The sequence below is a fragment of the Mycetocola sp. Y791 genome, from assembly GCF_059445325.1.
This window is the reverse complement of record NZ_JCAIUC010000002.1, coordinates 107,481-134,001: the sequence shown is the minus strand read 5'-3', so window position 1 is coordinate 134,001 and position 26,521 is coordinate 107,481. Positions and strand designations below refer to the sequence as shown.

27 protein-coding genes are annotated in these 26,521 nt (G+C 66.4%); 9 read left to right on the top strand and 18 right to left on the bottom strand.

Going from position 1 to position 26,521, the window contains the following annotated elements; translation table 11 throughout:
- Window positions 1–44: 44 nt before the first annotated feature.
- The 4 genes from AC1C2N_RS05485 to AC1C2N_RS05470 all read right to left on the bottom strand — a co-directional run bounded on the left by AC1C2N_RS05485 (window position 45) and on the right by AC1C2N_RS05470 (window position 3,353).
- Entirely contained in the window at window positions 45–845 is an 801-nt protein-coding gene (locus AC1C2N_RS05485; protein WP_495433191.1) for a cytochrome c oxidase assembly protein, read from the bottom strand.
- On the bottom strand, window positions 842–1,339 hold the full coding sequence (locus AC1C2N_RS05480) for a DUF2243 domain-containing protein (protein ID WP_483406574.1): 498 nt from the start codon (window positions 1,337–1,339) through the stop codon (window positions 842–844). Before AC1C2N_RS05480 ends, AC1C2N_RS05485 begins: the two co-directional genes overlap by 4 nt.
- Before the next feature lie 131 nt (window positions 1,340–1,470).
- Window positions 1,471–2,202 (bottom strand): hypothetical protein, encoded by a 732-nt coding sequence (locus tag AC1C2N_RS05475; protein ID WP_495433190.1) that lies wholly within the window; start codon window positions 2,200–2,202, stop codon window positions 1,471–1,473.
- Between the two features lie 77 nt (window positions 2,203–2,279).
- Window positions 2,280–3,353: an SDR family NAD(P)-dependent oxidoreductase gene (locus AC1C2N_RS05470; protein WP_495433188.1), complete on the bottom strand. Its 1,074-nt coding sequence runs from the start codon at window positions 3,351–3,353 to the stop codon at window positions 2,280–2,282.
- A 59-nt stretch (window positions 3,354–3,412) separates the two neighbouring features.
- Here AC1C2N_RS05470 and AC1C2N_RS05465 point away from each other — a divergent pair, with 59 nt between their 5' ends.
- Window positions 3,413–3,970 (top strand): TetR/AcrR family transcriptional regulator, encoded by a 558-nt coding sequence (locus AC1C2N_RS05465; RefSeq protein WP_495433187.1) that lies wholly within the window; start codon window positions 3,413–3,415, stop codon window positions 3,968–3,970.
- Here the strand turns inward: AC1C2N_RS05465 and AC1C2N_RS05460 are convergent.
- Both AC1C2N_RS05460 and AC1C2N_RS05455 read right to left on the bottom strand, forming a co-directional pair.
- Complete coding sequence (locus AC1C2N_RS05460; RefSeq protein ID WP_483406578.1) at window positions 3,945–4,871, bottom strand: LLM class flavin-dependent oxidoreductase; 927 nt, start codon at window positions 4,869–4,871, stop codon at window positions 3,945–3,947. The genes AC1C2N_RS05465 and AC1C2N_RS05460 overlap by 26 nt on opposite strands.
- On the bottom strand, window positions 4,868–7,177 hold the full coding sequence (locus tag AC1C2N_RS05455) for an LLM class flavin-dependent oxidoreductase (protein WP_495433186.1): 2,310 nt from the start codon (window positions 7,175–7,177) through the stop codon (window positions 4,868–4,870). Before AC1C2N_RS05455 ends, AC1C2N_RS05460 begins: the two co-directional genes overlap by 4 nt.
- An 82-nt stretch (window positions 7,178–7,259) precedes the next feature.
- On the opposite strand from AC1C2N_RS05455, the gene AC1C2N_RS05450 reads away from it, so the two are divergent.
- The gene (locus AC1C2N_RS05450) at window positions 7,260–7,607 is read left to right on the top strand and encodes a winged helix-turn-helix transcriptional regulator (RefSeq protein ID WP_483406580.1); all 348 of its coding nucleotides are present in this window, start codon (window positions 7,260–7,262) and stop codon (window positions 7,605–7,607) included.
- Window positions 7,608–7,722: 115 nt separating this feature from the next.
- The gene (locus AC1C2N_RS05445; RefSeq protein ID WP_495433185.1) at window positions 7,723–8,838 is read left to right on the top strand and encodes an SDR family oxidoreductase; all 1,116 of its coding nucleotides are present in this window, start codon (window positions 7,723–7,725) and stop codon (window positions 8,836–8,838) included.
- Between the two features lie 44 nt (window positions 8,839–8,882).
- Here AC1C2N_RS05445 and AC1C2N_RS05440 read toward each other — a convergent pair whose 3' ends face one another.
- Together AC1C2N_RS05440 and AC1C2N_RS05435 are read right to left on the bottom strand one after the other, a co-directional pair.
- On the bottom strand, window positions 8,883–9,449 hold the full coding sequence (locus AC1C2N_RS05440; RefSeq protein WP_483406582.1) for a hypothetical protein: 567 nt from the start codon (window positions 9,447–9,449) through the stop codon (window positions 8,883–8,885).
- Window positions 9,450–9,462: 13 nt separating this feature from the next.
- Window positions 9,463–10,608 carry a zinc-dependent alcohol dehydrogenase gene (locus AC1C2N_RS05435; protein ID WP_483406583.1) on the bottom strand — a complete coding sequence of 382 codons (1,146 nt, stop codon included), beginning with the start codon at window positions 10,606–10,608 and terminating at the stop codon, window positions 9,463–9,465.
- A gap of 419 nt (window positions 10,609–11,027) precedes the next feature.
- Here AC1C2N_RS05435 and AC1C2N_RS05430 point away from each other — a divergent pair, with 419 nt between their 5' ends.
- Window positions 11,028–11,489 (top strand): hypothetical protein, encoded by a 462-nt coding sequence (locus AC1C2N_RS05430; protein WP_495433184.1) that lies wholly within the window; start codon window positions 11,028–11,030, stop codon window positions 11,487–11,489.
- 3 nt (window positions 11,490–11,492) lie between these two features.
- Window positions 11,493–12,020 (top strand): hypothetical protein, encoded by a 528-nt coding sequence (locus AC1C2N_RS05425; RefSeq protein ID WP_495433183.1) that lies wholly within the window; start codon window positions 11,493–11,495, stop codon window positions 12,018–12,020.
- A 311-nt stretch (window positions 12,021–12,331) separates the two neighbouring features.
- Here AC1C2N_RS05425 and AC1C2N_RS05420 read toward each other — a convergent pair whose 3' ends face one another.
- Entirely contained in the window at window positions 12,332–12,802 is a 471-nt protein-coding gene (locus AC1C2N_RS05420) for an iron chaperone (protein ID WP_495433182.1), read from the bottom strand.
- A gap of 170 nt (window positions 12,803–12,972) precedes the next feature.
- On the opposite strand from AC1C2N_RS05420, the gene AC1C2N_RS05415 reads away from it, so the two are divergent.
- Entirely contained in the window at window positions 12,973–14,193 is a 1,221-nt protein-coding gene (locus tag AC1C2N_RS05415) for an MFS transporter (protein ID WP_495433181.1), read from the top strand.
- A 14-nt stretch (window positions 14,194–14,207) separates the two neighbouring features.
- The gene (locus tag AC1C2N_RS05410; RefSeq protein ID WP_495433180.1) at window positions 14,208–15,752 is read left to right on the top strand and encodes a YibE/F family protein; all 1,545 of its coding nucleotides are present in this window, start codon (window positions 14,208–14,210) and stop codon (window positions 15,750–15,752) included.
- 30 nt (window positions 15,753–15,782) lie between these two features.
- On the opposite strand, the gene AC1C2N_RS05405 is transcribed toward AC1C2N_RS05410, so the two are convergent.
- The 5 genes from AC1C2N_RS05405 to AC1C2N_RS05385 form a co-directional block, all read right to left on the bottom strand.
- A complete protein-coding gene (locus AC1C2N_RS05405; RefSeq protein ID WP_495433179.1) occupies window positions 15,783–17,162 on the bottom strand; it encodes an FAD-binding oxidoreductase in 1,380 nt (459 codons plus the stop codon).
- A 128-nt stretch (window positions 17,163–17,290) separates the two neighbouring features.
- Window positions 17,291–18,460, bottom strand: coding sequence for an AI-2E family transporter (locus AC1C2N_RS05400; RefSeq protein WP_495433178.1), 1,170 nt, complete (start codon window positions 18,458–18,460; stop codon window positions 17,291–17,293).
- 145 nt (window positions 18,461–18,605) lie between these two features.
- Window positions 18,606–19,118: a CarD family transcriptional regulator gene (locus AC1C2N_RS05395; RefSeq protein WP_108389832.1), complete on the bottom strand. Its 513-nt coding sequence runs from the start codon at window positions 19,116–19,118 to the stop codon at window positions 18,606–18,608.
- 85 nt (window positions 19,119–19,203) lie between these two features.
- Entirely contained in the window at window positions 19,204–19,854 is a 651-nt protein-coding gene (locus AC1C2N_RS05390) for a TetR/AcrR family transcriptional regulator (RefSeq protein ID WP_495433177.1), read from the bottom strand.
- A 107-nt stretch (window positions 19,855–19,961) separates the two neighbouring features.
- On the bottom strand, window positions 19,962–20,333 hold the full coding sequence (locus tag AC1C2N_RS05385) for a hypothetical protein (protein ID WP_495433175.1): 372 nt from the start codon (window positions 20,331–20,333) through the stop codon (window positions 19,962–19,964).
- Between the two features lie 209 nt (window positions 20,334–20,542).
- On the opposite strand from AC1C2N_RS05385, the gene AC1C2N_RS05380 reads away from it, so the two are divergent.
- Together AC1C2N_RS05380 and AC1C2N_RS05375 are read left to right on the top strand one after the other, a co-directional pair.
- Window positions 20,543–21,538 (top strand): M23 family metallopeptidase, encoded by a 996-nt coding sequence (locus tag AC1C2N_RS05380; protein ID WP_495433174.1) that lies wholly within the window; start codon window positions 20,543–20,545, stop codon window positions 21,536–21,538.
- Between the two features lie 87 nt (window positions 21,539–21,625).
- Complete coding sequence (locus AC1C2N_RS05375; protein WP_495433173.1) at window positions 21,626–22,267, top strand: class E sortase; 642 nt, start codon at window positions 21,626–21,628, stop codon at window positions 22,265–22,267.
- Between the two features lie 52 nt (window positions 22,268–22,319).
- Here the strand turns inward: AC1C2N_RS05375 and AC1C2N_RS05370 are convergent, their stop codons facing one another.
- The 4 genes from AC1C2N_RS05370 to AC1C2N_RS05355 form a co-directional block, all read right to left on the bottom strand.
- Window positions 22,320–23,603 carry a coiled-coil domain-containing protein gene (locus AC1C2N_RS05370; protein WP_495433172.1) on the bottom strand — a complete coding sequence of 428 codons (1,284 nt, stop codon included), beginning with the start codon at window positions 23,601–23,603 and terminating at the stop codon, window positions 22,320–22,322.
- A gap of 56 nt (window positions 23,604–23,659) precedes the next feature.
- On the bottom strand, window positions 23,660–24,361 hold the full coding sequence (locus tag AC1C2N_RS05365) for an HAD hydrolase-like protein (RefSeq protein ID WP_495433171.1): 702 nt from the start codon (window positions 24,359–24,361) through the stop codon (window positions 23,660–23,662).
- 64 nt (window positions 24,362–24,425) lie between these two features.
- The gene (nucS, locus tag AC1C2N_RS05360) at window positions 24,426–25,121 is read right to left on the bottom strand and encodes an endonuclease NucS (RefSeq protein ID WP_495433170.1); all 696 of its coding nucleotides are present in this window, start codon (window positions 25,119–25,121) and stop codon (window positions 24,426–24,428) included.
- A gap of 96 nt (window positions 25,122–25,217) precedes the next feature.
- Entirely contained in the window at window positions 25,218–26,462 is a 1,245-nt protein-coding gene (locus AC1C2N_RS05355) for an MFS transporter (protein WP_495433169.1), read from the bottom strand.
- Between the last annotated feature and the right edge of the window lie 59 nt (window positions 26,463–26,521).

Below are 26,521 nucleotides of genomic sequence, written 5' to 3'. Positions count from 1 at the left end.
ACCGCCCCTCGTGCGACCGGAGCGGTGGGTAGCTCTGCGCGGAACTAGCCGGAGCCCCGCATTCCGGGCTCGAGCGCCCGCGCCTTTCCGGCCGCGCGATACCACTGCAGACACAGGATCACGATGAGTGCGGCATCCGCCACATCACCGCCGTAATACATCAGCACGCTGCCCGACTGGGCTTCGGCGGCGGAAACCCCGGCCGGCGGATGCGCGTACAGATACTTGGAGAGGATGCCGTGACCGGCGAGGGCGGCCACCAGGACCACGGCTCGTAACGGGTAGCTCGCCCGGTGGGGGTTCGGGTCGACGCCGATGAGTGACGCGACCAGGAGATAACCGGCGATGACGAAGTGCGCCGTGACCAGGAGGTGGAAGAACGAGCTCGATTGCATCAGCTCGTACAGCTGTGTTGTGTAAAGCAGCCAGAGGCTGCCCACATTGATCACCGCTGCCGTCACCGGGTGCACTAGGAACCTGGCCGGGCGGCTCCGGAGCAGCCGCGACAGGCGGCGCGCCTGTCGAACATCGAGAGCTCGCAGCGCGAGGGTCACCGGGGCGGCAACGACGAGAAAAAGCGGTGCGACCATGCCGGCGAGGAGGTGGCCAAGCATGTGGGCGGTGAAGCTCTCGTGTCCGGCGGTCGCGAGCGGTCCGATCAGGGAGGCCGTGACAACGAGAAGTCCCGCGACCCAGCAGATCGTGCGCCAGAGCGACCAGCTCCGGCCCTGACGCCGTGCAGCACGGATGCCGCCGAGATACAGTCCCGCCGCGGCCGTTATGACGAGGGCAACGGCGAGATCGAGAGCCGCGATGCCTGGTTCGCCGTGGCCGTGCACTGTCACGTCGAGCGAGCTGTCCCGCGCCGGGTCATCACGAGAAGCACGATTCCGGCGACGAGCATCAGGATTGCGGTGACGTTCCAGACCAGGTCATAGATGAAGACGTCGGGGACGTACCGGATCTGGTGGATACCGAACAGCTTGTGCTGGACCGTGCCGTCGTACAACTGGAATGCACCGGCACCGACGAGGATGCCACCCAACCACCGCCGTGGCCAGAGCGCATTCCGGCGCCTGAGGTCGGCGAAGAGGAAGAGTCCGGCGATCGTGGCGAACCAGCTGATGGCGTGGAAGATGCCGTCGGAGACGAGGCCGACGTCCGGTGTGCCGAGATCGTAAAAATGGTGCCAGTGAAGCAACTGGTGGAACACCGCTTCGTCGATGAAGGCAACGATCCCCACGCCGAACAGAACCCCGGACCAGGCGTTCTGGGCCGAGCGGGCCGCACGGGCCTCACGGGCGTCAGGCTTGTTCGCTGTCAGGGGGGCGGATGCCATGGGAAATCCTTCGGGTCACGTGGGGAGCTTCCACCCTCGCTCGCTGCCGACGGAAAAGAAAGGCGTTCCCATCCGGCCGGGCATCTGTTAGCGCGTGCGAAGTACCCGGGAGCGTTCGAGCCGGGTGTCGCTCAGTAGACGAATCTGAGGGCGAGTGCACAGGCGATGGACTGCGACTCGATCTCGGCGTAGTCCAGCACCTCGCCGGTCGACACTTCCTCGCGGGCACCGAACAGTTCGGCGGCACGGTGGGCAACCAGCGCCGCGTCGACGTCACCGGTGATGTCCACAGCGTTGATGCTGAGGTTCATGCCGTACTCGTTGGTGGCCTGGCGACTGGTCCTGGTGATCACCGACACGACCTCGCGATCGAGGCTCGCCTTGAGCGAGACGTCGGAACCACGCGCGAGCACGAGTACCTGCGCGGGCTGCGCGAGGAGAGGAAGGAGGGTGTGGAGGGTCGCTGAGAGTGTCGCCGCGAATTCCTTGCGGGCCCGGCGATCGGCGAGTCCCGCCGTATCGACGGTGAGAACCACTCCCGTTGCCTCGTTCTCATGGAGCGACGCGGCGCAGGCAGAGATCTCTCGGGCGCGGATGGTGTCGACGCCGTGGTCAGAGAGTTCAGACACGATGGCCTCGAACGCGCCGCCCTCGTCACCGAGCACCATGACGCGAGGCGTTGCCTCGGCGTACGACGAGCCGGGCCTGGCGCGAGCGGGAGCTTCGATGTTCACGCGGAACGCTTCCCAGTCGACAGCCGGTGAATCGGAGTCGACTCCGCCTGACCCGTCGCGAGCGATGGTTGCTGACCTGACTTTCCCGAACACGAGGGTCGAGCTTACACACAGAGCGCCAGAATCCATACGCGGCTCCCATCGAAACCTCAGGAACAGCATCGGCCCGCGGTTTCCCGCGGGCCGATGCTCACATCACGCTGTGCTTACGCGGCGGACCAGCCACCGTCGCTCGCGAGGATGACACCGTTGACATTCACGCCGTCATCACTGAGGAGGAAGGTGATCGACGCCGCGAGAGCGTCGCTCTCGACAGCATCCGGCATGACCGCCATTCCTGCGCGAACCCGCTGCGCGCCGAGTTCTGACGCGAACGTGGCCTCGATGTTCGTGATCGTCGGTCCTGGTGCAACAGCGTTGACGCGCAGGCCGCTCGGCCCGTACATGAACGCGCTGCTCTTGGTCAGGCCGACGACGGCGTGCTTCGACGCCGTGTACGCCGCGCCCGCAGCCGAGCCGCGAAGGCCGGCCTCCGACGCAACGTTGACGATCGAGCCGAACTCGCGAGCGAGCATGAACGGTGCAACGGCCCGCATGAGCTTCATTGTTCCGTCGACGTTGATCGCGAAAACGCGCTTCCAGACCGAATCGGAGATCTCGTGCACGGGCGTCATGTCGTCCATGATTCCCGCAACGTTGGCGAGGGCGTCGATGGTTCCGCCGGCCGCCTCGATGATCGAGGCGATCGCGGCATCGTCGGTGATGTCGGCAACGACGGGCACGACCTCGGCATCGGGCAGTTCAGCGACGAGCTCGTCCAGGCGCTCGCTGGAGATATCGACGGCGATAACCCGTCCGCCCTCGCGGGCAACGCGCGACGCGGTTGCGCGACCGATGCCGGAACCAGCGCCGGTCACGATGACGGTCTTTCCGGTGAAGCGACCAGTGCTGATGCGTTCGACCCACTGCGGGCGCTCAACCGGTGGTGCGGCCGGCGCGGCTGACCCGGCCGCTGCCGGTGCGGCATCCGTTCCCGGTGCGGACTGGGATACGTCACCAGCGGCGGCGCGCTCGACGAGGTCATCGAGCATCTCCTGGGTGAATGAGCCCTTGCTGAGCTTGACGAGGCGCTTGATGGCGAGGCGACGGACGGGGCGCATGACCTCGGGGGTCTGTCCGCCCTGGGCGAGCATGTCGCGGAGGATGGCGCCGCCGACGGGGTGGTCGATCCAGGTGCCGATCGCGGAGTCGGCGGTAAGGGGAGTGGCCGTGTTTGTCATGTGCTTCTTCCTGTCGGAGGTACATACCGGACAACTGTGTCCGGTTGTAGGCTACACCCGTGCCACCGACAGCAAAAGCGAACCGCGGACCAAGCGCAGGACCCGAGAATCGTCGGGCCCTCATCGCTGCGGCGCGCGAGGTTTTCGCGACCGACGGGCTCTCGGCGCCACTCAGCGCCGTCGCCCGCAGGGCCGGCGTCGGCCAGGGCAGCCTGTACCGGCACTTCCCGGAGCGGATGGACCTCGCCGTTGCCGTCTTCGACGAGAACCTCACCGAGCTCGAGGCGTTTGTCGACAACCCGGGTTCGACGCTCGGTGCCCTGCTCACCCTGGTCATCGAGCAGGCCGTCGTGTCGACGGCGTTCATCGACCTGATCTGGGCGAACTCACACGACGCGCGGGTGCTTCACCTGGGCGATCGGCTTCGGAGCATGGTGGACCGTGAGCTCACCCGCGAGAAGGAGGCGGGGAGGATCGGAGCACACGTCGATCCCGAGGACGTGCTGCTGGCTGTGTCGATGCTCGCCGGGGTTCTCGCCCGAACGGATGCCGATGATCGGCCAGCCGCCGGGCGCCGAGCCGTGAGCCTGTTTACGCTGGCGTTTTCCCCGCGCTGACCCCGCGTGCCGAGCGCTCGCGCGCGACCTGCTCGCGGACGCCCGCTGCCACCTCGGCGAAGACTTCGATGGTGTACGCGTCGTCCGTGACGAGAATGAAGCCCGAGGTCCCGTACTCAAGCGCGATGCCGGCGAGCTGATCGATCCACTGGTTGGGCGGTCCGACGAGCAGACCCTGTCCCGCGGCGGTGAACCGGCCCGCGACGTTGAGCAGGCGGCGAATGGCTCTCGGATCCCGCCCGGCACGGGTCGCACCGTCGTCGATGTGTGCGTTCATCGCTGTGAGATCGCGCGGCCCGCCTGGGAGGTAAGCGAGAGAGGGCAGCCAGCCGTCGGCGGCGCGGCCCGTCATGCGGAGGATTCTCGGCTTGAGCGCTCCGACCCAGATGCCGATGTCGTGAGCGGGCTTCGGGCCACGTTTGGCGCCGTCGACGCGATGGAAGGAACCGTCGACGACCAGCCGGCCCGGAGCATCCGTCGCCCAGATTCCCCGGATGATCTCGATCGCCTCTTCGAGGGCCTCGATCGACTCACCCGGGGTGAGCCTGGTTCCACCCATCGCGACGATGGGGTCCCAGAAGCCACCGGCGCCGATGCCGAGCTCGACCCGGCCGCCGCTGAGCAGGTCGAGACTCGCGGCGCTCCTCGCGAGCACCGCCGGCTGGCGAAGCGGCAGGTTGAGCACGTTGGCGCTCAGGGAAATGTTCTCGGTCCTGGCCGCTGCGTATGACATGAGGGTCCAGGTGTCGTGGAAACCCGGCTGATACGGGTGGTCCTGGAAGGTCGCCAGGTCGAGTCCGGCTCGATCGGATACCACCGCCATCTCCACGGCGTGCATCGGCGGGTTGTTCGTGGGTGTGATGAACGTGCCAAAGAGCAGGTCGTGTCCGTAGTCGGTCATGAGGTCGCCTCCGTGAGAGTCGCGTTGCTGTGGGTCGGCGAGGTCGCCGCGGTGATCGGGAAGTTGTCCCGGAAGACGTGGTCAGGGTCGAAGCGTGCCTTGAGCTCACGAAGCCGGGCGAGCGTCTTCGGCGGGAATGCGTCGGCCAGGCGTTCGGGCCTCGTGTCGGTCTCGAAGCTCAGGTAGATGCCGTCAAAGAACGGGTACAGGGCCTCCCAGGCGGAGTCGAGCCGTTGCCGGTTCGAGCCGAGCGCGACAACCGAGAAGTTGGCGTTCCGATGTGCGTACGCTGTGGCATCCGGATGGATGTCGGAAATCGCTCCGCCAACCGCCCGGATCTGGAAGAAGTACACGATTCCGCTGGAGATGAGCCGTGCTGCCGCCGCGGCGAATTCCGGGGTGATGTGTTCCAGAAGGCCGGTGCGTGCCACGGGCTGGCCCTGGCCGCCGTTGGATTCACCCTGGGCGTTGGCCATCACCGCCGCGTATGGCGTCAGCTGAACGGACTGGCTGTAGAGCGGGGAGATGTTCGCGAAGGGCTGGAGCCGCTCGACGATGGTGTCTGGGTCACTGGAGTCGACCATCGCCATGATCTGGGCGACGGCGGGCTGGCCGGAGCGGGGAGGGCCCATGATCAGGAAGCTCGTGGTGTCGCGGGGGGCGGTCTCGCTCAGGTGGCCCCAGGTCTCGAGGAAGCCGGCGGTGTCTGTCGCGTCGAGCCCGAGTTGCGCCCAGCCGACGTCTCCGACCTCGTCCACCTCGAACTCGAAGGCGGTTACGATGCCGAAGTTCGCCCCGGCACCGCGGACGGCCCAGAACAGGTCGGGGTTTTCGGTGTCGCTCGCGCGGACGAGCGAGCCGTCCGCGAGCACCATCTCCACTGAGCGGAGGTGGTCGATGGTGAGCCCGTGTTCGCGTCCGAGGAAGCCGACACCGCCCGCGGTGGCCAGCCCGCCGACACCGACGCCGCCGTAGTCACCCGAGCTCAGCGCCCAGCCGTGCGGCGCCAGCGCAGCGGCGACATCCATCCAGCGCGCACCCGGCTCGATGCGGACCCGCCGCGTCTTCTCATCGAGGACGTCGATGCGGTTCATTCCCGAGAGGTTGATGACGATGCCGCCGTCGTTGGTCGACCTGCCGCTGATGCCGTGCCCACCGCTCCGGATCGACAGCGGGAGTTCGGGGTGTTCGCGCGCGAACTCGAGGGCCGCGGCGATCTCAGCCGGGGTGTGAACCGGCAGGACGAGTCCGGGGGACCCGCCGCGCAGGTAGGTCGACTTCACCCGGGCATAGGCGAAGTCACCCGGCTCGATGGCGGCGTCGGCGAGGATCCGTGGGACAGCGTCATAACGGATGCCCTCACGCCGTTTCGCGATCGCCGCCGACCCGCGGACGCGGGCGGTACTGGCGGGCCGGGGCAGCGCCGAGGTCACGGCCTCGCGCAGGGCGGGGACGACCTCGCTCGCGAATCGCTGCAGCACGGCGTCGTCGTTCGACGCCAGGAGAATGGCGCTCGCGCCCTGGTCGACCACCAGGGGAAGCAGGTCGTTCACCCAGTCCGAGGCGGTTCCGGAGAGGAAGCCGTCGTTGGTGTTTCCGAATGTTCCGCGGATCGTCACGAGCCTGCGCACCTCCCGCGGATCGCGACCAGCAGCGCTCGCCGTCTCGTCGAGGAGCCGGTTGCGTGCCGCAAAGCCGTCGAGGCCCGAGCCGTCGACCTCGGAAAGCCAGCCGTCGGCTCTCTCTGCCGCGAGTCGTACCAGCTGCGGGGTCCCGCCGCGGATCAGGATCGGTACGTCGTGCGCTGGCGCGGGGCCGGGCTGTGCTCCGTCGACCCGGAAGACGTCCCCCGTGTACCGAACAGTGCCGCGCTCGCCGACGGCCCACATGCGCCGGATGATGTCCAGTGTCTCCCCGGCGACCTCTGCGCTCTCTGCCGATTCGGCGGCATCCGCTGTGTTCTCGTCGCCGAGAGCCACCGTGACTCTGCCGCTGGACAGGAGGTCGAGGCTTGCGGCAGCCCGCGCGGCAACCGCCGGAAAGCCGGAAGGGTCGACCTCGAGCTGCGCGAGCAGGCCGATCCGGTCTGTGGTTCCAGCGATCCAGGCCAGGAGCGTCGCTCGATCGAGACCGGCGGTCCTGGGTGACGAATCGTCGGCCGCGGGAGCGTCGGGCACCGAATCGTCGAGTGCAAGGAGGTCGAATCCGAGGCGCTCCGCGAGCCGGGCACGGTCGACCAGCGAGTCGGGGCCGTCGCTCTCGGTTGCGAGGGCGACGCCGAAGATAAGGGGGTGGCCGTAATTCATGGTCATACTCTGACGGACCATGGACATCGCCACCAACAGCAGGTAAGCTACTTACCTCAAGTAAGTGGGGATCATGCGAGCAATGAATATTGAACACATCAATGACGACGAGTGCCGACAGTTTCAGGATGCCGTCGAACTCGCCGGACGCAAATGGAACGCAGCGATCCTGCTCGCGGGTGCGCGCGGAGCGCGGCGCTTCTCGGAGTACCGCGAGAGTATCGATGGCATCTCAGACCGGCTGCTCTCGGCGCGCCTTCGCGAGCTCGAACTCGAGGGCCTGATCGAGCGGGACGTCACTCCGACTACGCCAGTGATGATCAGTTACACCCCGACAGAGGATGGTCGAAGGCTCATCACCCTGATGCATCCCCTGGTGCTCTGGGGGAGAAACCGAGCGGTGAAAACCCCGAGGGCACTGAGCGCCTGATCGCGGGGCGGGTTGGTCAATTCGACAGGTCTCGTCAGGTGGGGGTGGGCCGTTCGGCGGCCCGAGTTTCGCCGGCCGGGGAATAGCGCGGGGTAGGTCGGCGTTATCGCTCTGAATGACTTCGATTACCCCACAGCCCGCTTCCTCTGACCGCACCGCCACCGAAGGACGCAGCGCGCTCGTGGTCGGCGCGACCGGGATCGGAGGATCCGCACTGGTCGATCTGCTCACGGAGCAGGGCTGGCCGGTCACGGCGCTCTCCCGGCGCCCCGGCGCTGAACGTGAGGGTGTCCGCCCGTTGTCCGCCGATCTTCGCTCGGCCGACGACCTTGCTCGCGTACTGGCCGATGAGCGGCCGACTCACGTCTTCTTCACCGCCTGGTCCCGGCAGGCGACCGAGGAAGAGAACATCGCCGTCAACGGCGGAATGGTTCGCGACCTGCTCGCGGCGCTGTCTCACGCGCCGCTCGAGCATGTCGCCCTCGTCACCGGACTCAAGCACTACCTCGGCCCGTTCGAGGCCTACGGGCAGGGGAACATGCCCGACACTCCGTTCCACGAGGAGGAGGCGCGACTCGACGCCCCGAACTTCTACTACGCGCAGGAGGACGAACTCTTTGCCGCGGCTGAGCGAGACGACTTCACCTGGTCGGTGCACCGCTCGCACACGGTCATTGGTCACGCCGTCGGCAACGCAATGAACATGGGACTCACCCTCTCCGTCTACGCGTCAATTTGTCGCGAACTCGGCACCCCATTCGTGTTCCCCGGATCGCTCACGCAGTGGAACGGCCTCACCGACATGACGGATGCCACGGTGCTCGCCGAGCAGATGCTCTGGGCATCGACCTCGCCCGCGGGGCGCAATGAACCCTTCAACGTCGTCAACGGCGATGTCTTCCGCTGGCGCTGGATGTGGACGCGTCTCGCCGAGTACTTCGGAGTCGAGCCCGTTGGGCCCGTCGCAGAGCCCAACCCGCTCGAGCAGCAGATGGTCGACGCTCAGGACGTCTGGCAGCGGATCGTGGAGAAGAACGGGCTCGTCGAACCGGACCTCGGCCGGATCGCCTCCTGGTGGCACACCGACGCTGACCTTGGCCGCGAGATCGAGGTCGTCACCGACATCAGCAAGTCACGGCTGGCCGGGTTCGGGGTGCACCACCGCACCGTCGACTCGTTCACCGCGCTCTTCGACCGATACCGGGCCGACCGGCTCATCCCGGGGGCGTAACGCCGGGCACAACCAACTCCCGTACGCGATTGCGTACGGGAGTTTCAGCGTTTGGCGATCGCCTTGACGCCCCAGATGACAGCGCCCGCCGCGGCAATCCACGGACCGGCGACGAGGATCGGGTCGATCCACTGGTGGTTGAGGTCAACCCGTTTTTTACCGAAGCGCGATGAAATGCCGCCGCGGGTGAACTCGCTCAGCACCCCGGTCTCGGTGATCGGGTTGTCTGGATGCAGGGTCGCGAGTGAACGCAGGTGGCTCCCGACGGCATCCACCCGGTCCGCTCCGAGAAGGATCAGCCAGTGCGCGGCACGACCCTCGCTGTATTTGGCGTACGCGAACCGCCGGAGCACGCCCGACAGTCCGTGCAGCGGCGCCGACGTGCCGAAGACCGGGGTCAGGAACTTGTGCTCAATCGAGCGTTCGCGCGGCACTTTCTCCTCCTGGCGGTCGGGGAAGTCCCAGTGGGCGCCGGTCGCGCCCGGATCGAATCGCTCGCGCGGAACAGACGGGCGGTCCTTCGGGTCGAGGTCGGCACCCCAGCCGGGGATGCGGGCGCGGAGTTCGTCGCTCGATTCGGGAGGCGTGGGGTGCTCAGCTGTGTACGGCATTCTCGTTTTCCTCTCAGGCGCCAGGAACGATGACGGGCTTGATGCAGTCATCGAGTTTCGCGGAGAACATGTGGTACCCCTCGGCGATGTGCTCGAGCGGGATGCGGTGGGTGACGATGTCGTTCGGCTTGAGGTATCCGTTCTGGATGTGCTCGAACAGGCGCGGCCACTGGCGCTTCGCAGGCGCCTGGTTCATGCGGAGGGTGAGCCCCTTATTCATCGCATCGCCGAATTTGACGGCACTGAACATCGGGCCGTATGCACCCATCACCGAGACCGTCCCACCCTTGCGGACCGAGTCGATCGCCCAGTTCAGGGCGACGGGAGAGCCACCTTGCAGCTTGAGCTTCGCTGCCGTCACGTGCTGGGTGAAGTTGCCGTCGGCTTCAGCGCCGACGGCGTCGATCACGACGTCTGCGCCGAGGAAGTCTGTTGCCTTCTTCATCTCAACGACGATGTCGTCGTACTCGGCGAAGTTGCGGGTTTCGGCGTGGGCAAAGGTGCGTGCCTTCTCGAGGCGGTACTCGAGGTGGTCGATCACGATCACCCGGCCAGCGCCCATGAGCCACGCGGACTTTGCGGCGAAGAGGCCGACGGGGCCCGCTCCGAAGACCGCGACGGTGTCGCCCTCGCTGATGTCGCCGAGCTGCGCACCGAAGTAACCGGTCGCCAGTGCGTCGGTGCACATGAGGGCGTCTTCGTCCTCGAGCCAGTCAGGAATGACCGAGGGCCCGACATCCGCAAACGGGACCCGAACGTATTCGGACTGCCCGCCGTCGTACCCGCCGCAGGTGTGAGAGTAGCCGTAGATGCCGCCGACGGCCGTGGCGTTGGGGTTCACGTTGTGGCAGTTCGAGTAGAGGCCGCGCACGCAGAAGTAACAGGAGCCGCAGTAGACATTGAACGGCACCATGACCCGGTCGCCGACCTTGAGGTTCTGCACGGATGATCCGACCTGCTCGACGACGCCGATGAACTCGTGCCCGAAGGTCATCCCGACCCGGGTGTCGGGCATCATGCCGTGATACAGGTGCAGGTCGGAGCCGCAGATGGCCGCGAGAGTCACACGGATGATGGCGTCATTCGGATGCTCGATCGGCGGCATCGCTTTTTCCTCGACTCGAACCTTGTATGGTCCGCGGTACACCATCGCCCTCATCAGATCTCCCGTCGTTGTCTATGACAGCTAGGTTCACATCAGTGCGGCCCGGCTGACAGGGGGTTGTCTCGTCGGCGGTGGGACGTTATAGGCGGGTACTCGGGCCGCCGCGCGCCTCGGTCGGCGGACGGCGGCATCGTGCACCGGCGCCCATGGGCGCCCGACCACACCCTCGGCACACGATGCCGTCGTCCGCCTGGTGGGCGTATGGTGCGGGCTCCCGGGCCGGCGCGGCGGAGTTCCCTGCTGGCGCCCATGGGCGCCCGGCCACACCCTCAGCAGGGAACTCCTCCGCGCGCCTCGTGCAGGAGATCGCACGGTTGTCAGGATGCTTTCGCCGATGGTGTCCTGACAAGCGCGCGATCTCCTGTTAACCGTGCGGCCCGAGTCAGGCACTGGCGCTCGCTAGGCTGAGAATCATGACCCGATTCGGTCCCCTCGAAGCCCGCGGAAGCACCCTCGTTCTCGGTGACGCAGGCGGTCACCACGCCGAACTGACGGCATCCGCTCTTGTGCTGCGCGAATTCCAGGAGGAGCCCGTCTCGATCGACTGGTCTCGCGTCGAGCGGATAACCCTTTCGGTGCCGGAGACCCGGTTTCGGCTGCCGGGTTTGGTCGGCACCGTCGGGCTTGCGGTGCTTGGCGGGGTGACCGGTGACATGGGCGTCGCGGGCGAGATCGACGACGGCACACTGCACGTGTCGGTTACGGGCGCAGACCCCGTCGAAATGCCGATCACCCGGCACCACGTCGGTGGCTACTGGGCGAAGAGCGTGCGGGCAGCGACCGCTCTCTTGAACCGGCTCGGCACTGACCCGGAGGCGCGCCAACTGCTCGCCGACCCCGAGAGGGTCGTTAAGCTCCTCGCATCAGGACGATGACGGATGCCGCCCGCTGACAACGACGCAATCGTCGCCGAGATCCGCGCGGTTCTCGACCGCGCCGTCGAGCGGTTGAGTGCTGCTGGAGCGCGGGACGAGGCGCTCGCCGAGTGGGTGCCCGAGCACCGGGTCCTGCTCATTCCGCGACCGCCGGTGCTGCGCTCGCTCGGACGCGTCTGGCGGCTCGGGGTGTTTTTGCTCGGCACCGATGGCACCCTCTACGAAAAGGGGCTGACGACGCGCGCACTCGAGCCGGGTCGCCCGGCCTACCAGTCGCAGTCGGCGGAGCAGCGCCGGGCGTACCGCGCCGCGGCATCCCGCGGTCGATTTGCCAACGGCGAGACGGTGAACTTCGACGCGGTTCCCGTCGAGCTCGATGCCGATGTGCTCGCCAGTTCTTCCGGGCGGCTGTTTCTTGAGGGAGGCCGGGCGCTGGTGCGCTGGAGCAGTACCGGTGCGGATGCCGTGGACTTCGCGTCATACCTCGATGATCGGGTCGAGCTGCTCGCGGAGCCGCCGTCCGGGGCGTGACGGCTGGGGAGCGAGCGCTGCGAAGTCGCCCACCCGGGCTGCGCGACAGAAGGACATCGGCCCGAGGCAAGGACGAAAACGCCGATTCCATCCTTCTCTGGGCGCTATTGCCCTGGCTCGGGTCGCACGATCATCAGGAGTTGGCACGAGTTACAGGATGCTGTGGGCGGTTGTGTCCTGATAACCGTGCGATCTCCTGTTAACGGCGCGTGCGGCATCCGCTCACTTAACCGTGCGGTCTCCTGATAAAGGTGCGTGCGGCATCCGCTCATTTAACCGTGCGCGGCCGCTCACTGGCCGCCACGCGGTACTCAGCCGATCGCGCGCGTCACGAGTTCGGCGATCCGCTTCTCATCCGCCGGCGTCAGCGATGTGATCGCGAAGGCCGACGGCCACATGGTGCCGTCGTCGAGCGCCGCACTGTCGTTGAAGCCGAGCGTGGCGTAGCGCGTGTTGAATTTGTCGGCCGGCTGGAGGAAGCAGAGCACGTTTCCGTCCCTGGCGTACGCGGGCATGCCGTACCAGGTCTTCGGCAGGAGCTCCGGCGCGTGCTCGACGATGATCGCGTGCACCCGCTCCGCAATGGCGCGATCAGCGTCTGACATTTCGGCGATTTTCGCACGCAGCTCCGCCTCGCCCTTTTCCCGAGCTTTGGCATCGCGTTCGTCCCGTCGCGCCTCGGCCTTGAGTTCGCGCGCGCGTTCCTTCATCGCCTCGCGCTCTTCGGCCGAGAATCCCTCGCCCTTCGTGCCGCCCGGTGCTGCCTTCTCTGTGTTGCTCATGTGCGGGGGTTCCTTCCCTGGTTGTGTGCCTCGCTCCATGCTAGGAACCGAGCGCGGCAATCCGCTTCTCGAATTCTGACCCATCGCGCGGTGTCGCATAGGCTGGGCAAATCGCGCGCCGCACACTGCCGTCGGCCACCCACTCCCACATACCTCGATCGGCGACGCCTGTGTCCTCACCAACGACAGCACCGACTGACAGCCCGGCCTTCCCCTGGATCGGACTACTGACCCTCGCCGGGGCGATATTCGTGTCGGTGACGAGCGAATTCCTGCCGACGGGCCTTCTGCCCGAGATGGCCAGCGACCTCAACGTCGGCCTCTCGACGGCCGGGTTCCTCGTCACGGTGTTCGCCGGAACCGTCGTGATCGCGACAACACCGCTCGCCGCACTCACGAGGAAGTACTCACGCAAAAGCCTCGTCGTCGTCGTGCTCCTCGTGCTCGCGCTCGGTAACGTGCTCGCCGCCCTCGCGCCGACCTACGAGATACTCGTCGGAGCGCGAATTCTCGGCGGTCTCGCCCACGGGTTGTTCTGGGCGGTCGTCGCCGCATACTCCGCCCATCTGGTTCCCCGGCACCAGCTCGGCAAAGCCGTCGCCATCACGGCCGGCGGCGGATCGGCCGCCTTCGTCCTCGGCGTCCCGGTCGGGACCGCGCTCGGCCACTCCCTCGGCTGGCGGATGGCGTTCGGCATCATCGCGGTGATCATCGTGATCCTCGCTCTGGCTGTCATCAAGTTCCTGCCACCGGTGAACCACCACGTCGTCGTCAAGACGGGCGAGATCCCGGTGCCGCTGCGCAAGGATCGCAGCATCCGGGGCATTGCACTGCTCTGCGCCGTCATCGTCATCATCATCACCGGGCAGAACATCTACTACACCTACATCGCGCCGTGGCTGATCGACGCTGCCGGGTTCCCGGAGACCTCGGTTGCCTTCCTGCTCTTCATCTTTGGTGGTGCGGGTGCGGTGGGGCTCGTCCTCGCTGGCTTTGCCTCTGACCGGTTCCCGAAGCGTGGCTTCGCCGTGGCGCTCATCGCGATCATGGCAGCGGTTCTCGTGCTCGCTCTGTGGTCGAACCACCCCGTCGTCGTCGTGGTTGCGTTCGTGGTCTGGGGTGTCGCTTTCGGCGGGATCCCCGCCATGCTCCAGACCCGGATGCTGCACACCGCCTCGTTCCGCACGCGCGACCTCGCAGCGGCCCTGCAGACCACAGCGTTCAACATCGGCATCGGCGGAGGGGCGCTCATCGGCGGGTTCCTGCTCGACACCAGGGGCCTGCAATCGCTTCCCATTGCCCACGTCATCTTCATCGCCGTCGGCTTCCTTCTGCTCGTGGGAAGTGACGCCATTCGCGCTGCCCGCGCGCGTCGACCGCTCACCGTCTGAACGCCGGGATTCACGTGACTCACTCGCACTCGCATTCATCCGCCGCGCCCACTTCGGACGCCATCGCGACCCGCCGCCGAGCCAATCGCCTCCTCGCCGCGATCCTGATCCCGCTCACCCTCCTGACCATCCTCGGGATGGCGCTGCTCTGGCCGAACGGCTCGAGCGACGACGTCGAGGTCGGCAACCCATACTCGGTAGCGGGAGGCACCGGTTTTTCAACGGGAACCGTGGAAAGTATGAGTGTCGCACCCTGCCTGTATCCCTCAGCGAACGCACCGGAGGGGCAGCAGTGCGTCGTCGTCAGCCTCACACCCGATGATGCGGATGCCGACCAGGGCGCTACAGCAGGGGACGGCACCGTCTCCGTCGAAGTGCCACCGGAGGTGGGCCGTGAGGTCGACCTGTCCGCCGGTGACCGCATCCGTTACCTGGATCTGGGCGAACGCGTCGACGACCCGGCCGCGCGCTACTCATTCGTCGACTTCGTGCGCAGCGTTCCGATGGCGCTTCTCGCTGCGGTCTACGCCCTCGTCGTGATCGTGGTGGCCCGGTGGCGGGGATTTCGGGCGCTGCTCGGGTTGTTCGGCGCCTACCTCGTTGTGGCGAACTTCATCCTGCCCGGACTCGTCGAGGGCAAACCACCGCTCCTGCTCGGCCTCGTCGGCTCGAGCCTCATCATGATCGCCGTGCTGTACTTCGCGCACGGGTTCTCGGCGCGGACATCGACGGCGCTCCTCGGCACGATCTTCGGGCTGGTGATCACGTCGCTCGTCGCGGCCTGGGCAACCGGCGCCGCGAACCTCACCGGGCTCAACGACGAGGCCGACTACACACTGTCGTACGCCACAGACTCGATCTCGCTGTCGGGCATCCTGTTATGCGGGCTCATCATCTCCGGCCTCGGTGTGCTCAACGACGTGACGATCACCCAGTCGTCGGCGGTCTGGGAAATGCACGAGCTGGCGCCCGAGTCGAGTGCCAGGCGCCTCTTCGCCGGTGCGATGCGGGTGGGCCGCGACCACATCGCCTCGACCGTCTACACGATCGTCTTCGCTTATGCGGGTGCTGCGCTCCCGCTGCTCATCCTGTTGTCGCTGCAGGACCGGCCGTTCCTCGAGACGATCTCGAGCGGCGAGCTCGCTGAGGAGATCGTGCGCACCCTCGTCGGCTCCATCGGGCTCGTTCTCGCCATCCCGGTCACGACGGGCATCGCGGTTCTCGTGGTCAAGGCCGTCGGTTCACAGGCGGCTCCACAGGCCGGTTCATCGGCAGCTTCACCGACCCCCTCGCCGATGCCTGTGACGACGGATGCCGCTGGCACCGCGGTATCCGAAGGTCACCAGGCGCAGGCGGCTGGCACCACCGGCAGGTCACACGTGTCGACGACGGTCTCTGTGTCACCGTTCGAATCATCGATTGTCACCGCGCCCGGTGTTGTCAGGTCGACCGGCCTTCTCGACGCGTCGGACGCGCCGCCAGCTGACGACGAACCCCTGACCAGGCGAGAGCGCCGGCTCCGCGACGAGTCGGGCGACGCCGGCGACCCGGCATCCTGAGGTTCGTCCCGCCCGAGCGGTGATGACGTGTCAGAGCGACAGGTCTGGTGGGATGTTGTGGTTTCGCCTGAACAGGTTCTCCGGATCGTACTTCCGCTTGATCGTCACGAGCCGGGCGAGGGTCTCCGGTGGGTACAGCCGAGACGGATGTTCACCCTTGGGCGCGGTCGAGAAGCCACCATACGTGCCCTGGAGGTGAGGTTCCAGCCCGCCCCAGAGCTGATGGGTGCGCTCGATGGCGTCAGCGGGCGCGTCAGGCGGCAGGAACGCCGCGGAGATGATGAGTGCCTCGCTGTCACGGAAGGCAAAGGCGGTGGCGTCGTTCGGGACCCGGTTGAAGGCGCCGGTCAGGCTCCTGACCATGAGCACCGAACCCCCGAGCTCGGTGTACACAGCGGCCAGCGGGCCGATGAACTCGTCGCTCAACTCCCGCGCGAAAGCGTTGTGGGTGACGATCGTCATTCCCTCGGGCGGGTGCGCCTCTTCGAGTACGGCGGCATAGGGCTGCGGCGCGATGTCATCGCCGTTCAGGCCGGGTAGCGCGCGGAGGGGAGCGATCGCCGCCTCGGCCTCTGGCGCATCGTCGCCTGCGTAGCAAACGAGAATCTGCACGCCGCCGGGCATTCCCGGAAAGTCCGGCATCGCGAGGAAGGTCGAGTTGAGGGCCTCCGGCGCCTCGCGCATAATGCCGCTCCACCGGGCCAGCAGTTCGGCGAGATCTCCTCCGGAGAACCGGAGCGTTCCTGCAAAGACGCGGCTGATCGGCTCGGCTGTGAAGGTAAAGCTCGTGACCACGCCGAAGTTGCCTCCTCCGCCCCGGATGGCCCAGTACAGGTCGGGGTTCTCGTCGGCGCTCGCCCGCACCTGTTCGCTTCCGGCCGTGACGACGGATGCCTCCACCAGGCTGTCCACGGTCAGGCCGACCGTGCGAACCAGCCAGCCGATTCCTCCGCCGACACCGAGGCCGCCGACTCCGACCGACACCGTGTCGCCCGAGCTGAGCGCGAGCCCCTCGGCTCCCAGCGCCGTCGCGACATCCCCCCACACGGCACCGGAACCGATTCGCACGAGCCCCCGAGAGGGGTCGAGCACCTCGATCCGGTTGAGGCGCCGAAGGTCGATGACGAGGCCACCCTCGTTCGAACTGAATCCGCTCGAGCTGTGGCCGCCGCTGCGGATCGAAAGCTCGAGTCGGTGCGACCGTGCGAATGCGACGGCCACACCGACATCATCCGCGTCAGAGACCTGCACCACGACGGCGGGCGCGCCAACCCGGCCATAAACGGTGCCGTAGGTAGCGCTTGCCGCCTCATAGTCGGGGTCGGCTGGCACAACCACCCGTCCGCCCACGGCCTGGGCGAGGTCGGCGATAGCGTCAGGGTGCAGGGAAGAAGAGTCGACCGTCGTCATGATTGCGCTCCACAGCGTCAGGATTTCGGTCGAGTTTTCTCCTCACGCCGCGAGGCGTCAAGGGCTCAGACGCTGGTTTTCGGCACGTTTCTGCCAACCTCGATGGAGCGTTCCGAACGGGAAAACGCTTAGCGCGCTGTTGCGCCAGGCCCTGCCGGAGTCTCTTTCGCGTCCTGCAGGGGGAACACGACCTTCTGCACGATGATGATGGCCGAAGCGGCGACCGGAATCGCCACGAGCGCACCGAGGATGCCGCCGATGGCCCCGCCACCCACCGCCGCGATCACGACGATCGCTCCCGGCACGGCGACGGCGCGGTTCATGATCCGCGGGCTCAGCACGTATGCCTCGATCTGCATGTAGACGAGGTAGTAGATTCCGGCGATGAGTGCCGTCAGCGGGGAGACGAAGAGGCAGATCAGCGTGTTGATGATCGACGCGGTCAGGGTCCCGACGAGTGGGATGAGCGAGCCGAGGAACGCGATGACAGCGAGCAGGAACGGCAGCGGCGCACCGATGATCGACAGGAAGATCAGGCTCAGGATGCCGTTGACGAGCGCGAGTGAGACCTGGCCGACGACGTAGCGGCCGACAGCACCGGTGATCTCCTCGGTGATCTGTGCGAAGTTCACGCGGCGGTACGCGGGCACGAACCGGTAGGTGATGCCCTTCATCGAGCGGAGCGACGCAAGGAAATACAGGGTGAGGATGAGGACGATGGTTGCGCCGGTGACGCCGCTCGCGACGCCGGCACCGACCGCGGCGATTCCGCCACCGATGGCGACGAGGTTCTTGGGGTCACTGATGAAGTCGATCGCGCCCGAGATGCCGCTCTGGATGCTGAACGTGCCGCCAAAAGTGTTCTCGAGGTCCTTGATGAGGGAACTGTTGGTCAGGTCCTTCTCGAGCTTCGGCAGGTCGTTGATCAGGTTCGTGCCCTGGTTGATGAGCACGGGGATCACCGCGAAGAGCAATCCTGCGAACACGCCGAGCACGGCGATAACAACGAGGAGGATAGCCAGGGCACGCGGAATCCGCTTTTCCAGCCAGGTCACAAGCGGGTCGAGGCCGAGCGCGAGGAACAGGGCAACACCGATGTAGATCAGGACGGTGCTGAGCTGGCTGATCACGCCACCGATGAGCAGGGCGGTGAGGACGCCGAGGCCGCCGACGAGGCCGATCCTGAACGCATTGATGCTGAAGCCGGGCGCGCCACCGCCGGTTTGAATGGCGATATCGGGTTTCAGGTCGCTCGAATCCGGGGTCTTCCGAATCGACTGCTGGCGCGTTCTACGCATGGTTCCCTGCCCCCCGCGCCACGGCACCCGGCGAGATACCGGAAAGTGGCGCTTTCTAAGTCAATCGTGCCTCACCGCACGCCAGGAACCTATCGGCTCGCCGAATACCGAGCGTCTGCCGATCAGCTCCTGCGCGTGGGTGGCTCTACGCCTGAGGAACAGCGGCCTCGGCGTGTGCGCTCGCGAGAACCTTCTCGAGGGCGGCGGATGCCTCTTCCGGGGTGAACTTCTGTGCGAGGGCGAGTTCGGACTCGAGGATCTGGCGGGCCTTCATCAGCAGTCGCTTTTCACCGGCCGAGACGCCGTGGTCCTGGTCGCGGCGCCACAGGTCACGGACGACCTCGGCGACGCGGTACACGCTGCCACTGGCCATCTTCTCCTGGTTGGCCTTGTAGCGGCGTGACCAGTTGCCCGGTTCTTCGACGAACGGCTCGCGCAGGACGTCAGAAACGGCCTGTACACCGGCGGCGTCGATGACGTCACGGACTCCAACGAGTTCGGTGTTGTCGATGGGCAGCTTGATGACGAGCTCGCTGGTGTGAGCGCTGAGGGTCATGACCTTCTTCTCAACACCCTTGATCAGCCTGGTTGAGATTTCGGTGATGGTGACCGCGCCGTGGTGAGGATAGACGAGTGTTTCTCCGACGGTGAAATTCATTTCCGGTGTACCTCTTTTTTCAATCGGTCCTTCAACGAAGGACAACGTGGATGCCGGTCGGCGCGGTGAGCGACCGGTCGGGGATTCAGCAAAACTGGGGTTCGACGAGCGTTTCCGGCAGGAGCCGCACGAGCTCATCCACCAGGTCGTCGTCGGAGATCGAGACGCGGCCTTTCATCGTCGAACCGATAAGGGTGAGCGCTCCACCCGCCACGAATGTCGCGGTGAGCTCCGGTCGTGGTCCGGTAAGGCCCCCGAGCGTGTCGATCGAGTCGAGCCAGAGGCTCGCATAACCGTTCACAACCTCGTCGTACGCCCGACGGGACAACGACAGGTCGAGGACACTCGCGTAGACCGGGTAGTGCTTGACCATGTGCGTGAGAAGCCGACGGTATCCGTCTCGTGCCGCGTCGTGCCGGCTGTCGGCATCCGTTCGGATCACATCGGTGACGGATGCCCGCACCTCCGCGAGCTGCACGTGCAGGTATTCACGGGCCAGGTCATCGAGGCCGCTGAAGTGGGCGTAGAAGGAACTGCGGCTGATGGCCGCCGCTCGGACGATGTCACTGACGGTGAGCGGTGAGGTTCTGGCGGTGGCGAGTGACTCGACGGCCGAGAAGATCGCCCGCCTCGTTTTCTCGGCGCGGGGGTCGGATTTGCTCATGCGTTCCGATTTGAGAATGCGCTCAGAATTGAGAACGCGCAGGGACTCCATCGGGGTCTCTGCGCGCAACATCAGACCAGTCTACCACTTCTCGGACACGTGTCCGACATTGTGCCACCGCATCCGTGGTAGTGGGGTTTCGCGCGCGGTGTGCGCCGGATGGGGCGGCGCTTGCCGTGTCAGCTGGTCGACGGCGCCTCGTCGACAATGCCGATGAATCCGCTGCCGATCCCGTCGACCTCCGACCTGCTCATGCCCTGGCCCGGTTCCGGCAGTTCGTCCGGATCGTGGTGCGAACAGGTGAGGTAACTGAACGTCGGCCACCACTTCTTCGGCCGTGCCGTCTCGGTGAAGCCACACACGTCACACCTGAGTTCCACCCAAACCGCCTTCTTGCCGGTGCGGTTGGCGCGGGACTGGGCAAGCCAGGCCGGTGGGGTCGCGTCGAGCTCGTCGAGCTCCTGCTCGCTCATTCGCGAGGGGATGCCGTGGCGCACCGCCATTTCAAGCGGAATGTCCAGTCGCTGTGCGGCTTCTCTGCGTGTAACCATGTCGCTTAATGATAATCGGTGGCCGTTGTCGTCTCTCCACGGTTGCCGATTTATCCACAGTTGGGGCCGCGGCAATGAATTTCCCAGCCTGGGCCGTTAGTGTGGGTTGGACCCGTATGACGACTTCGGCCCTATCCGGTCGTCCGATCGAATCAACACTGCCCCGGCGCGCACGTTACCTCTGTGCCCGTTGTGCGGCTGGAGACTACATGAGTGACCAGAACCCCGACCTCGCCCCACAGGGCGGCACGGGTGACCCCGCTGGCTCAGCTGGCTCCTTCCCGACCAGGGCGAGCCTCCGCAAGGCAGCAGGGCTTCAAGCAGCAGCGCCCGTTTCGAGCGAACCCCGACCAGCGATGCGCGAGGTTGGCGGAAAGCCAGCACCTCGCGCAGCGACAACCGCAACGCCGGCCGCGAAGAAGCCGGCTGTGAGCGGATCACGCTGGCGCAACATCAGGTCAACCGTCATCATGGCGCTCGTCGTGCCCGGTATTTTCGGAACGATGGCACTGCCCGCATATGCGTTTGAGACGACACCGGACGCCACTGTCGCTCCGGTCCATGACACCGGCGCGCAGTCGCTCATCGTCAACGACTGGACCGCAGAGACCGTGAGCCGCGACAGCTACTCGGCGACCTCGCCTGAGGAGCTTCAGGCGACCAAGGCCGCGCTCGCCGCCGCGGCTGCCGAGGCGGCTGCAGCAGCAGCCAGGGCCGCGAACAAGACAAGCTCGAACTCGAGTTCGAACTCGAGCTCGACCAGTGTCGAGCCATACACCGGCCCGGCAGGCGCCTGGGTGCGCCCGGTCGGCGGAAAGATCTCATCGTCATACGGCCCCCGCGGACTCATCTGCAACGGTGCCGGATGCTCCAACTCGTTCCACGACGGCGTCGACTTCAGCGGTAGCTGCGGCACCCCGGTGAAGGCCGTGTCTGCGGGGCGTGTCACGTTCGTTGGTGCTGCCGGCAGCTACGGTAACCGCGTGATCGTCGACCACGGCGGCGGAGTCGAGTCGGTTTACGGCCACCTGCAGGGCGGGTCATACCGCGTGTCGGTTGGCGACATGGTCGACCCGGGAACGGTTGTTGCCGGGATCGGTGCCACCGGCGTTGTCACCGGATGCCACCTTGACCTCAAGATCCGTGTCAACGGCAGCTTCACGAACCCCGTACCCTTCCTCGCGAACCGGGGCCTTCAGCTCTAGTTGGATGTCGTGAGTGGCTCGATATCGTGAGCTGCTCATGAGCGCGAGCCTCTCGATATCGTGAGCCCGCTGGCCTAGCCTGAGCACATGCCATGGTCAGCCGCAATCGCCGGACCTCCGTCGGGCGTGCGCGCCTGGCGTCTGCCGCTCGCCGTGCTGACCGCCACCCTTTCCGCGGCCGTGTTGTTGCCCTCGGATGCTGCGAGTGCAACGGCGGACGTTCTGCCGGCGACCAGCGCCACCACGTCGGTTCCGGCCGCTCCCGCGACGGGAACGGTTATCGCCACCCTGCGCATTCCGCGGTTCGGTGCGGACTATGCCGAACCGATCGGCGAAGGCGTCAGCGAGTCCAGGGTGCTCAACTCGATGATCGGACATTTCCCGGAGACCGCTCTGCCCGGCGAGCCGGGTAACTTCGCTCTCGCCGGGCATCGCGTCACCCACGGCAAGCCGTTTCATCTGATCGGGAGCCTCGTGATCGGGGATCCGATCGTGGTCGAGACCGCCGACGGCCAGTACCTCTACCGATTCCGATCGTCCGAATATGTGCCGCCGTCCGCGATTGACGTGACGTATCCGGTCCCGCGGCAGGAGGCATCCGTCGACCAGGAAAAGGTCATCACCTTCGTCGCGTGCAACCCGTTATTCTCCACGGCGGAGCGCATCATCGCGTACGGCGTTTTCGAATCGTTCACGCCAGTGGGTCAGCAGCCGGCCCCGGCTGGTTAGGTCCGATGCGCGAGGTACCTGCGGCACCGGTCTCCTCAGAACCCGAGGCTGATCAGCGCTTGAGCGGGGCTGTGCGCGGTCCTGCGTCGTAACGGGCGAGGGCGTCGGCATCCTGGGCCAGGCGGGAGGCCCTGCGCGCGGTGTCGAGCGCTTCGACCGGATCGTCGGCGGCCTCGGCCAGCGCGAGTTGCCGTTGCGCCTCGGCCAGTCGGGTCCGAGCATCCGCCCCGACCCGTCCGCGATTGTCTTCGATGAAGCCGGCCGCCACATCGAGGTGGCTCCTGGCCGAAAAGAGCGCACCGCGCAGGGCTTCCCTGGCGTTCTCGATGCGTTGCTCTCTGCTGCGAGCTGAGGCGAGTGCGGCGTCGAGGCGCGAGACGGCGTCGCGGAGTTCGTCGAGGCGGGCGAGCGGGTCAGGCAACTGCCTGCGGTCGGTGACGAGCGCGATCGTCGCCGTCACGACATCCAGCGCGCGCGAGATCTCATCGGCGGATTCCGGAAGCGGCGCTTGATCGCGCCTGGCCGTCGCCTCGCTCACCGCCCGGCGGGTCTTCGCAACGGCGGTCGCGAGTTCGGCGCTCGCTGCATCCAGACCTGATGCCGTTCTGGCCACCGATTCGAGGGCGTGCCTCGCCGTGAGAAGGTGTCCCGATGCGCGTTCGATGTCAGCCGTGGCCGGCTCGTTTGCCGCGACCCGGGCGCGGGCCGTCTCGAGCGACGTTCTCGCTTCGGCAAGAGATCCACTGGCGCTATCGACGGCGCCCTCGACGCCCGCATACGTTCCGGGAGCATAGGTCTCGCTGAGCCTGTCGAGTGTGGCCTCGGCCTCCGGTACCTGTGCTTCTGCGGCGGCAACCGCGACCTCGAGTTCGGCCAACTGCTCAGGAGCGGAACGCTCGAGGGCCCGCATGCCGTCGAGAGTCGCCGTCTGCCCGCCGACGGACTCGGTGATGAGTCCGCACAATTCAATGATGCGCTGGGACCACCGGCGCCGCTGGGACTCGCTGTCGGGAATAGCGTCGTGAAGTTGCTGGTGGAGCTCGAATGCTTCGCGGAGCTGTGCCCGGCCACTCGTCACCGCTCGCTGAAGCTCGGCAGCGGCACTGTCACCGAACTGGGCTCGTGCAAACTCGGCCTCATCCTCGGCCTCTCGCAGGAGATCATCCGCTTGAACGAGTTCGACCGCCGCCGATTGTTCGATCGCCCGAAGGGTGGAGACCGGATCGATACCGCGCTTGCGTTGCCGCGCACGCATCACCCGAGCCGCGAGAATCACTGCGATCGCGGCGGTGCCGAAGACAATGAGCGACGGGAGCCACCAGAGTCCGTTGAGCATGTCCCGAGTGTAGTTGCGGCCGGTGGGAGCCAGCCGAGAACCGGCGCGCTCCGGTGCTAGCCGATGAGGAGCTTGGCGAGCTGGTCCGTCGAATGTACAACGGCAAGCGCGTGCTCAGCCTCGGCCGGCGAGCCGTAACCCCACTCCACGAGGATCGTGGGGATCCCGTGAGCGGCCGCCCCTTCGACGTCGTGGTGGCGGTCACCGACGAGGACGACCTTCGAGAGGTCGACATCCTTCGCCGTCAGCCTCTTGAGTGCCTCCTCGATGACGTCAGCCTTTGAACTGCGAACCTCGTCTTCGGAAGCACCGCACAGCACGGTGAAGTACCGGCTGAGCGCGAAGTGGTCGAGGACCGCCTGGACCTGCGACTCCGGCTTGCTGCTCGTGATGGCGAGAGGAATGCCCTGGGCAGAGAGAGCCTTGATGATCCCGGCAATCCCCGGGTACACCGCAGAACCGGTCCACGGCCCCTCGACCGCTGAAATCGCGCGGTAGACCATGAGGGCGTTCTGTGCCTCGTCAGGGGTCATCCCCGCGCGTTGTTCGAGTGACTCGAGCATGGGTGGGCCCACCCACCCGAGCAGCTCCGCTTCCGATGGCACCGGCCGACCAAGCTCTTCGAAGGTCTTGACCAGTCGCGCAACGATTCCGGGGGCGGAATCGGTGATCGTTCCGTCGAGGTCGAAGAGCACGCACGACCAGTTGCGGGTGATGACCGAGCCTGTGCTCGTCAGTTCGGGTGAGGTAATAGACATAGGGACTCCATGATAGGCACTCTGTCGATCATCACAACAATTGCCTGATTCCCAGCTGGAAGAGCTAGAACAGTCGGCCGTCGGCGTTGTCGAGTCCGCGCATCGCGTCGTAGTCGAGGACGAGGCAGCGGATGCCGCGGTCTTCGGCGAGCGTGCGGGCCTGCGGCTTGATCTCCTGCGCGGCAAAGACGCCCGAAACCGGGGCGAGGCGCGGGTCGCGGTTCATCAGTTCGAGGTAGCGGGTGAGTTGTTCAACACCGTCGATGTCACCGCGGCGTTTGAGCTCGACAGCAACCGATGCGCCCTTCTCGTCGCGCGCGAGGATGTCCACGGGGCCGATGGCTGTCATGTACTCGCGGCGGACGAGGGTGTGTCCGTCGCCGAGGAGCTCAATCTGCTCGGCCAGGAGCTTTTGCAGGTGTGCTTCGACGCCGTCCTTCTGCAGGCCGGGGTCGATGCCGAGTTCGTGCGCCGAATCGTGCAGCACCTCGTAAATCGAGACGATGAGCATGTCGCCGGTCTTCGCGTGGGTGACCTTCCAGGTCTCTGTCACGCCGGCATCCGCCTGGTCAGAATCGGGCTCGCCGATGGCGAGCGTGCACGGCGGACTCATCCAGTTGAGCGGCTTGTAGCTGCCGCCGTCCGAGTGGACGAGGAGGCTGCCGTCGCTCTTCACCATGAGCAGGCGGGTGGCGAGCGGAAGGTGCGCCGAGAGTCGTCCGGCATAGTCAACGGAACACTTCGCAATCACCAAACGCACTCGAGAAGTGTAGCCCGGGCCGGAGGTCGGTTTGCGCGCTCGACCGCCGCGAGTGTCGGGGCTGGGCAGAAAACCCGGCGCAGGCGAAGCCGATTCTCAGGCGGAGTGCACCGGCGCCGCCGGCACCGCGTGGCGCTCGCGGGCTGCGGGCGATGCAAGGCCGGAGAGCACGACGAGCACAAGCACGACGAAGAGCGCGTTGAGCAGACCGACCTGATCGCCGAGCAGGCCGATGAGCGGCGGTCCGACGAGGAATGCGAGGTATCCGATCATGGCGACGGCGCTGACCCGCGCCGCGGCGTTTGCGCCCTCCGCTGCCGCTGACATCCCGAGCGGGAAGCCAAGGGCGCTGCCGAGGCCCCAGAGGATGGTGCCACCGATGACGATCCACAGGTCAGCACCGAGGATGAAGGCGAGCAGGCCGACCACCGCAGAGACCGCGGAGACCTGCAGCACGCGCACGCGACCAAAGCGATCGATGAGCGGGCCTCCCGCCACCCGGCCGACGGTCATCGCCGACACGAAGACGCCGAAGACGAGCGCTCCCGTGGGCTCCGTCAGACCGTGACCCTCCACGCTCGCCAGGGCGAGCCAGTCGTTCGCGCTGCCCTCCGCGAACGCCATGCCCAGCATGATGACGCCGATGAGGATGAGCCGCAGGTCGGCCCAGACCGCGAGGCTCGACCGCAGCCTGGCCTTCCAGTCCTGCTTGTGTGCGTGTGCCTGGGTGGAGTCGCCGAGGTCCTCACGAACGGGCACGTACCTCACAGCGACCACAACGGCCAGAGCGATGATCGCCGCCATGGCGATGGCGTGCCAGACCAGCCCGATTTCCAGGGCGGATGCCGCTGCGCCGATTCCCGCGCCGAGAACGGTTCCGACGCTGAAGAACGCGTGCATGAGCGGCAGCACTGTCTTGCCGAGTTCGGTTTCGGCCGCTGCGCCCTCGACGTTCATCATCACGTCGACGCTGCCGTTGCCGAACCCGAACAGCGCCAGCCCCACGAAGACCAGCACCGGTGAGAACACCACTCCAGCGCCGACGCCGATGACCGCGAGTCCGACCGCGACGCAGCCGAGCGAGAACACCATTCCCGTGCGGGCGCCGAAGCGGGCCATCAGCCACGCTGAGGCCATGAGCCCGAGGATCGATCCGGCACTCATCCCGAGGATCAGGATGCCGATCGACCCGGTTGTGACGTCGAGGTTCTGCTTGATCTCAGGCAGCCGGGCCGCCCAGGTGGCGATACTGAGCCCGGAGAGCGTGAAGATCACGAAGATCGCGTTGCGCCAGGCAACGAGCTCAGAGCGCGGGCGGAGGGCGGGTGCGTGGGGCGACATGCAGATCCAGTGGGGTGTGTGCGGGTGAGGAAGCGGGAGAACCGGTGAATGGAATCGAA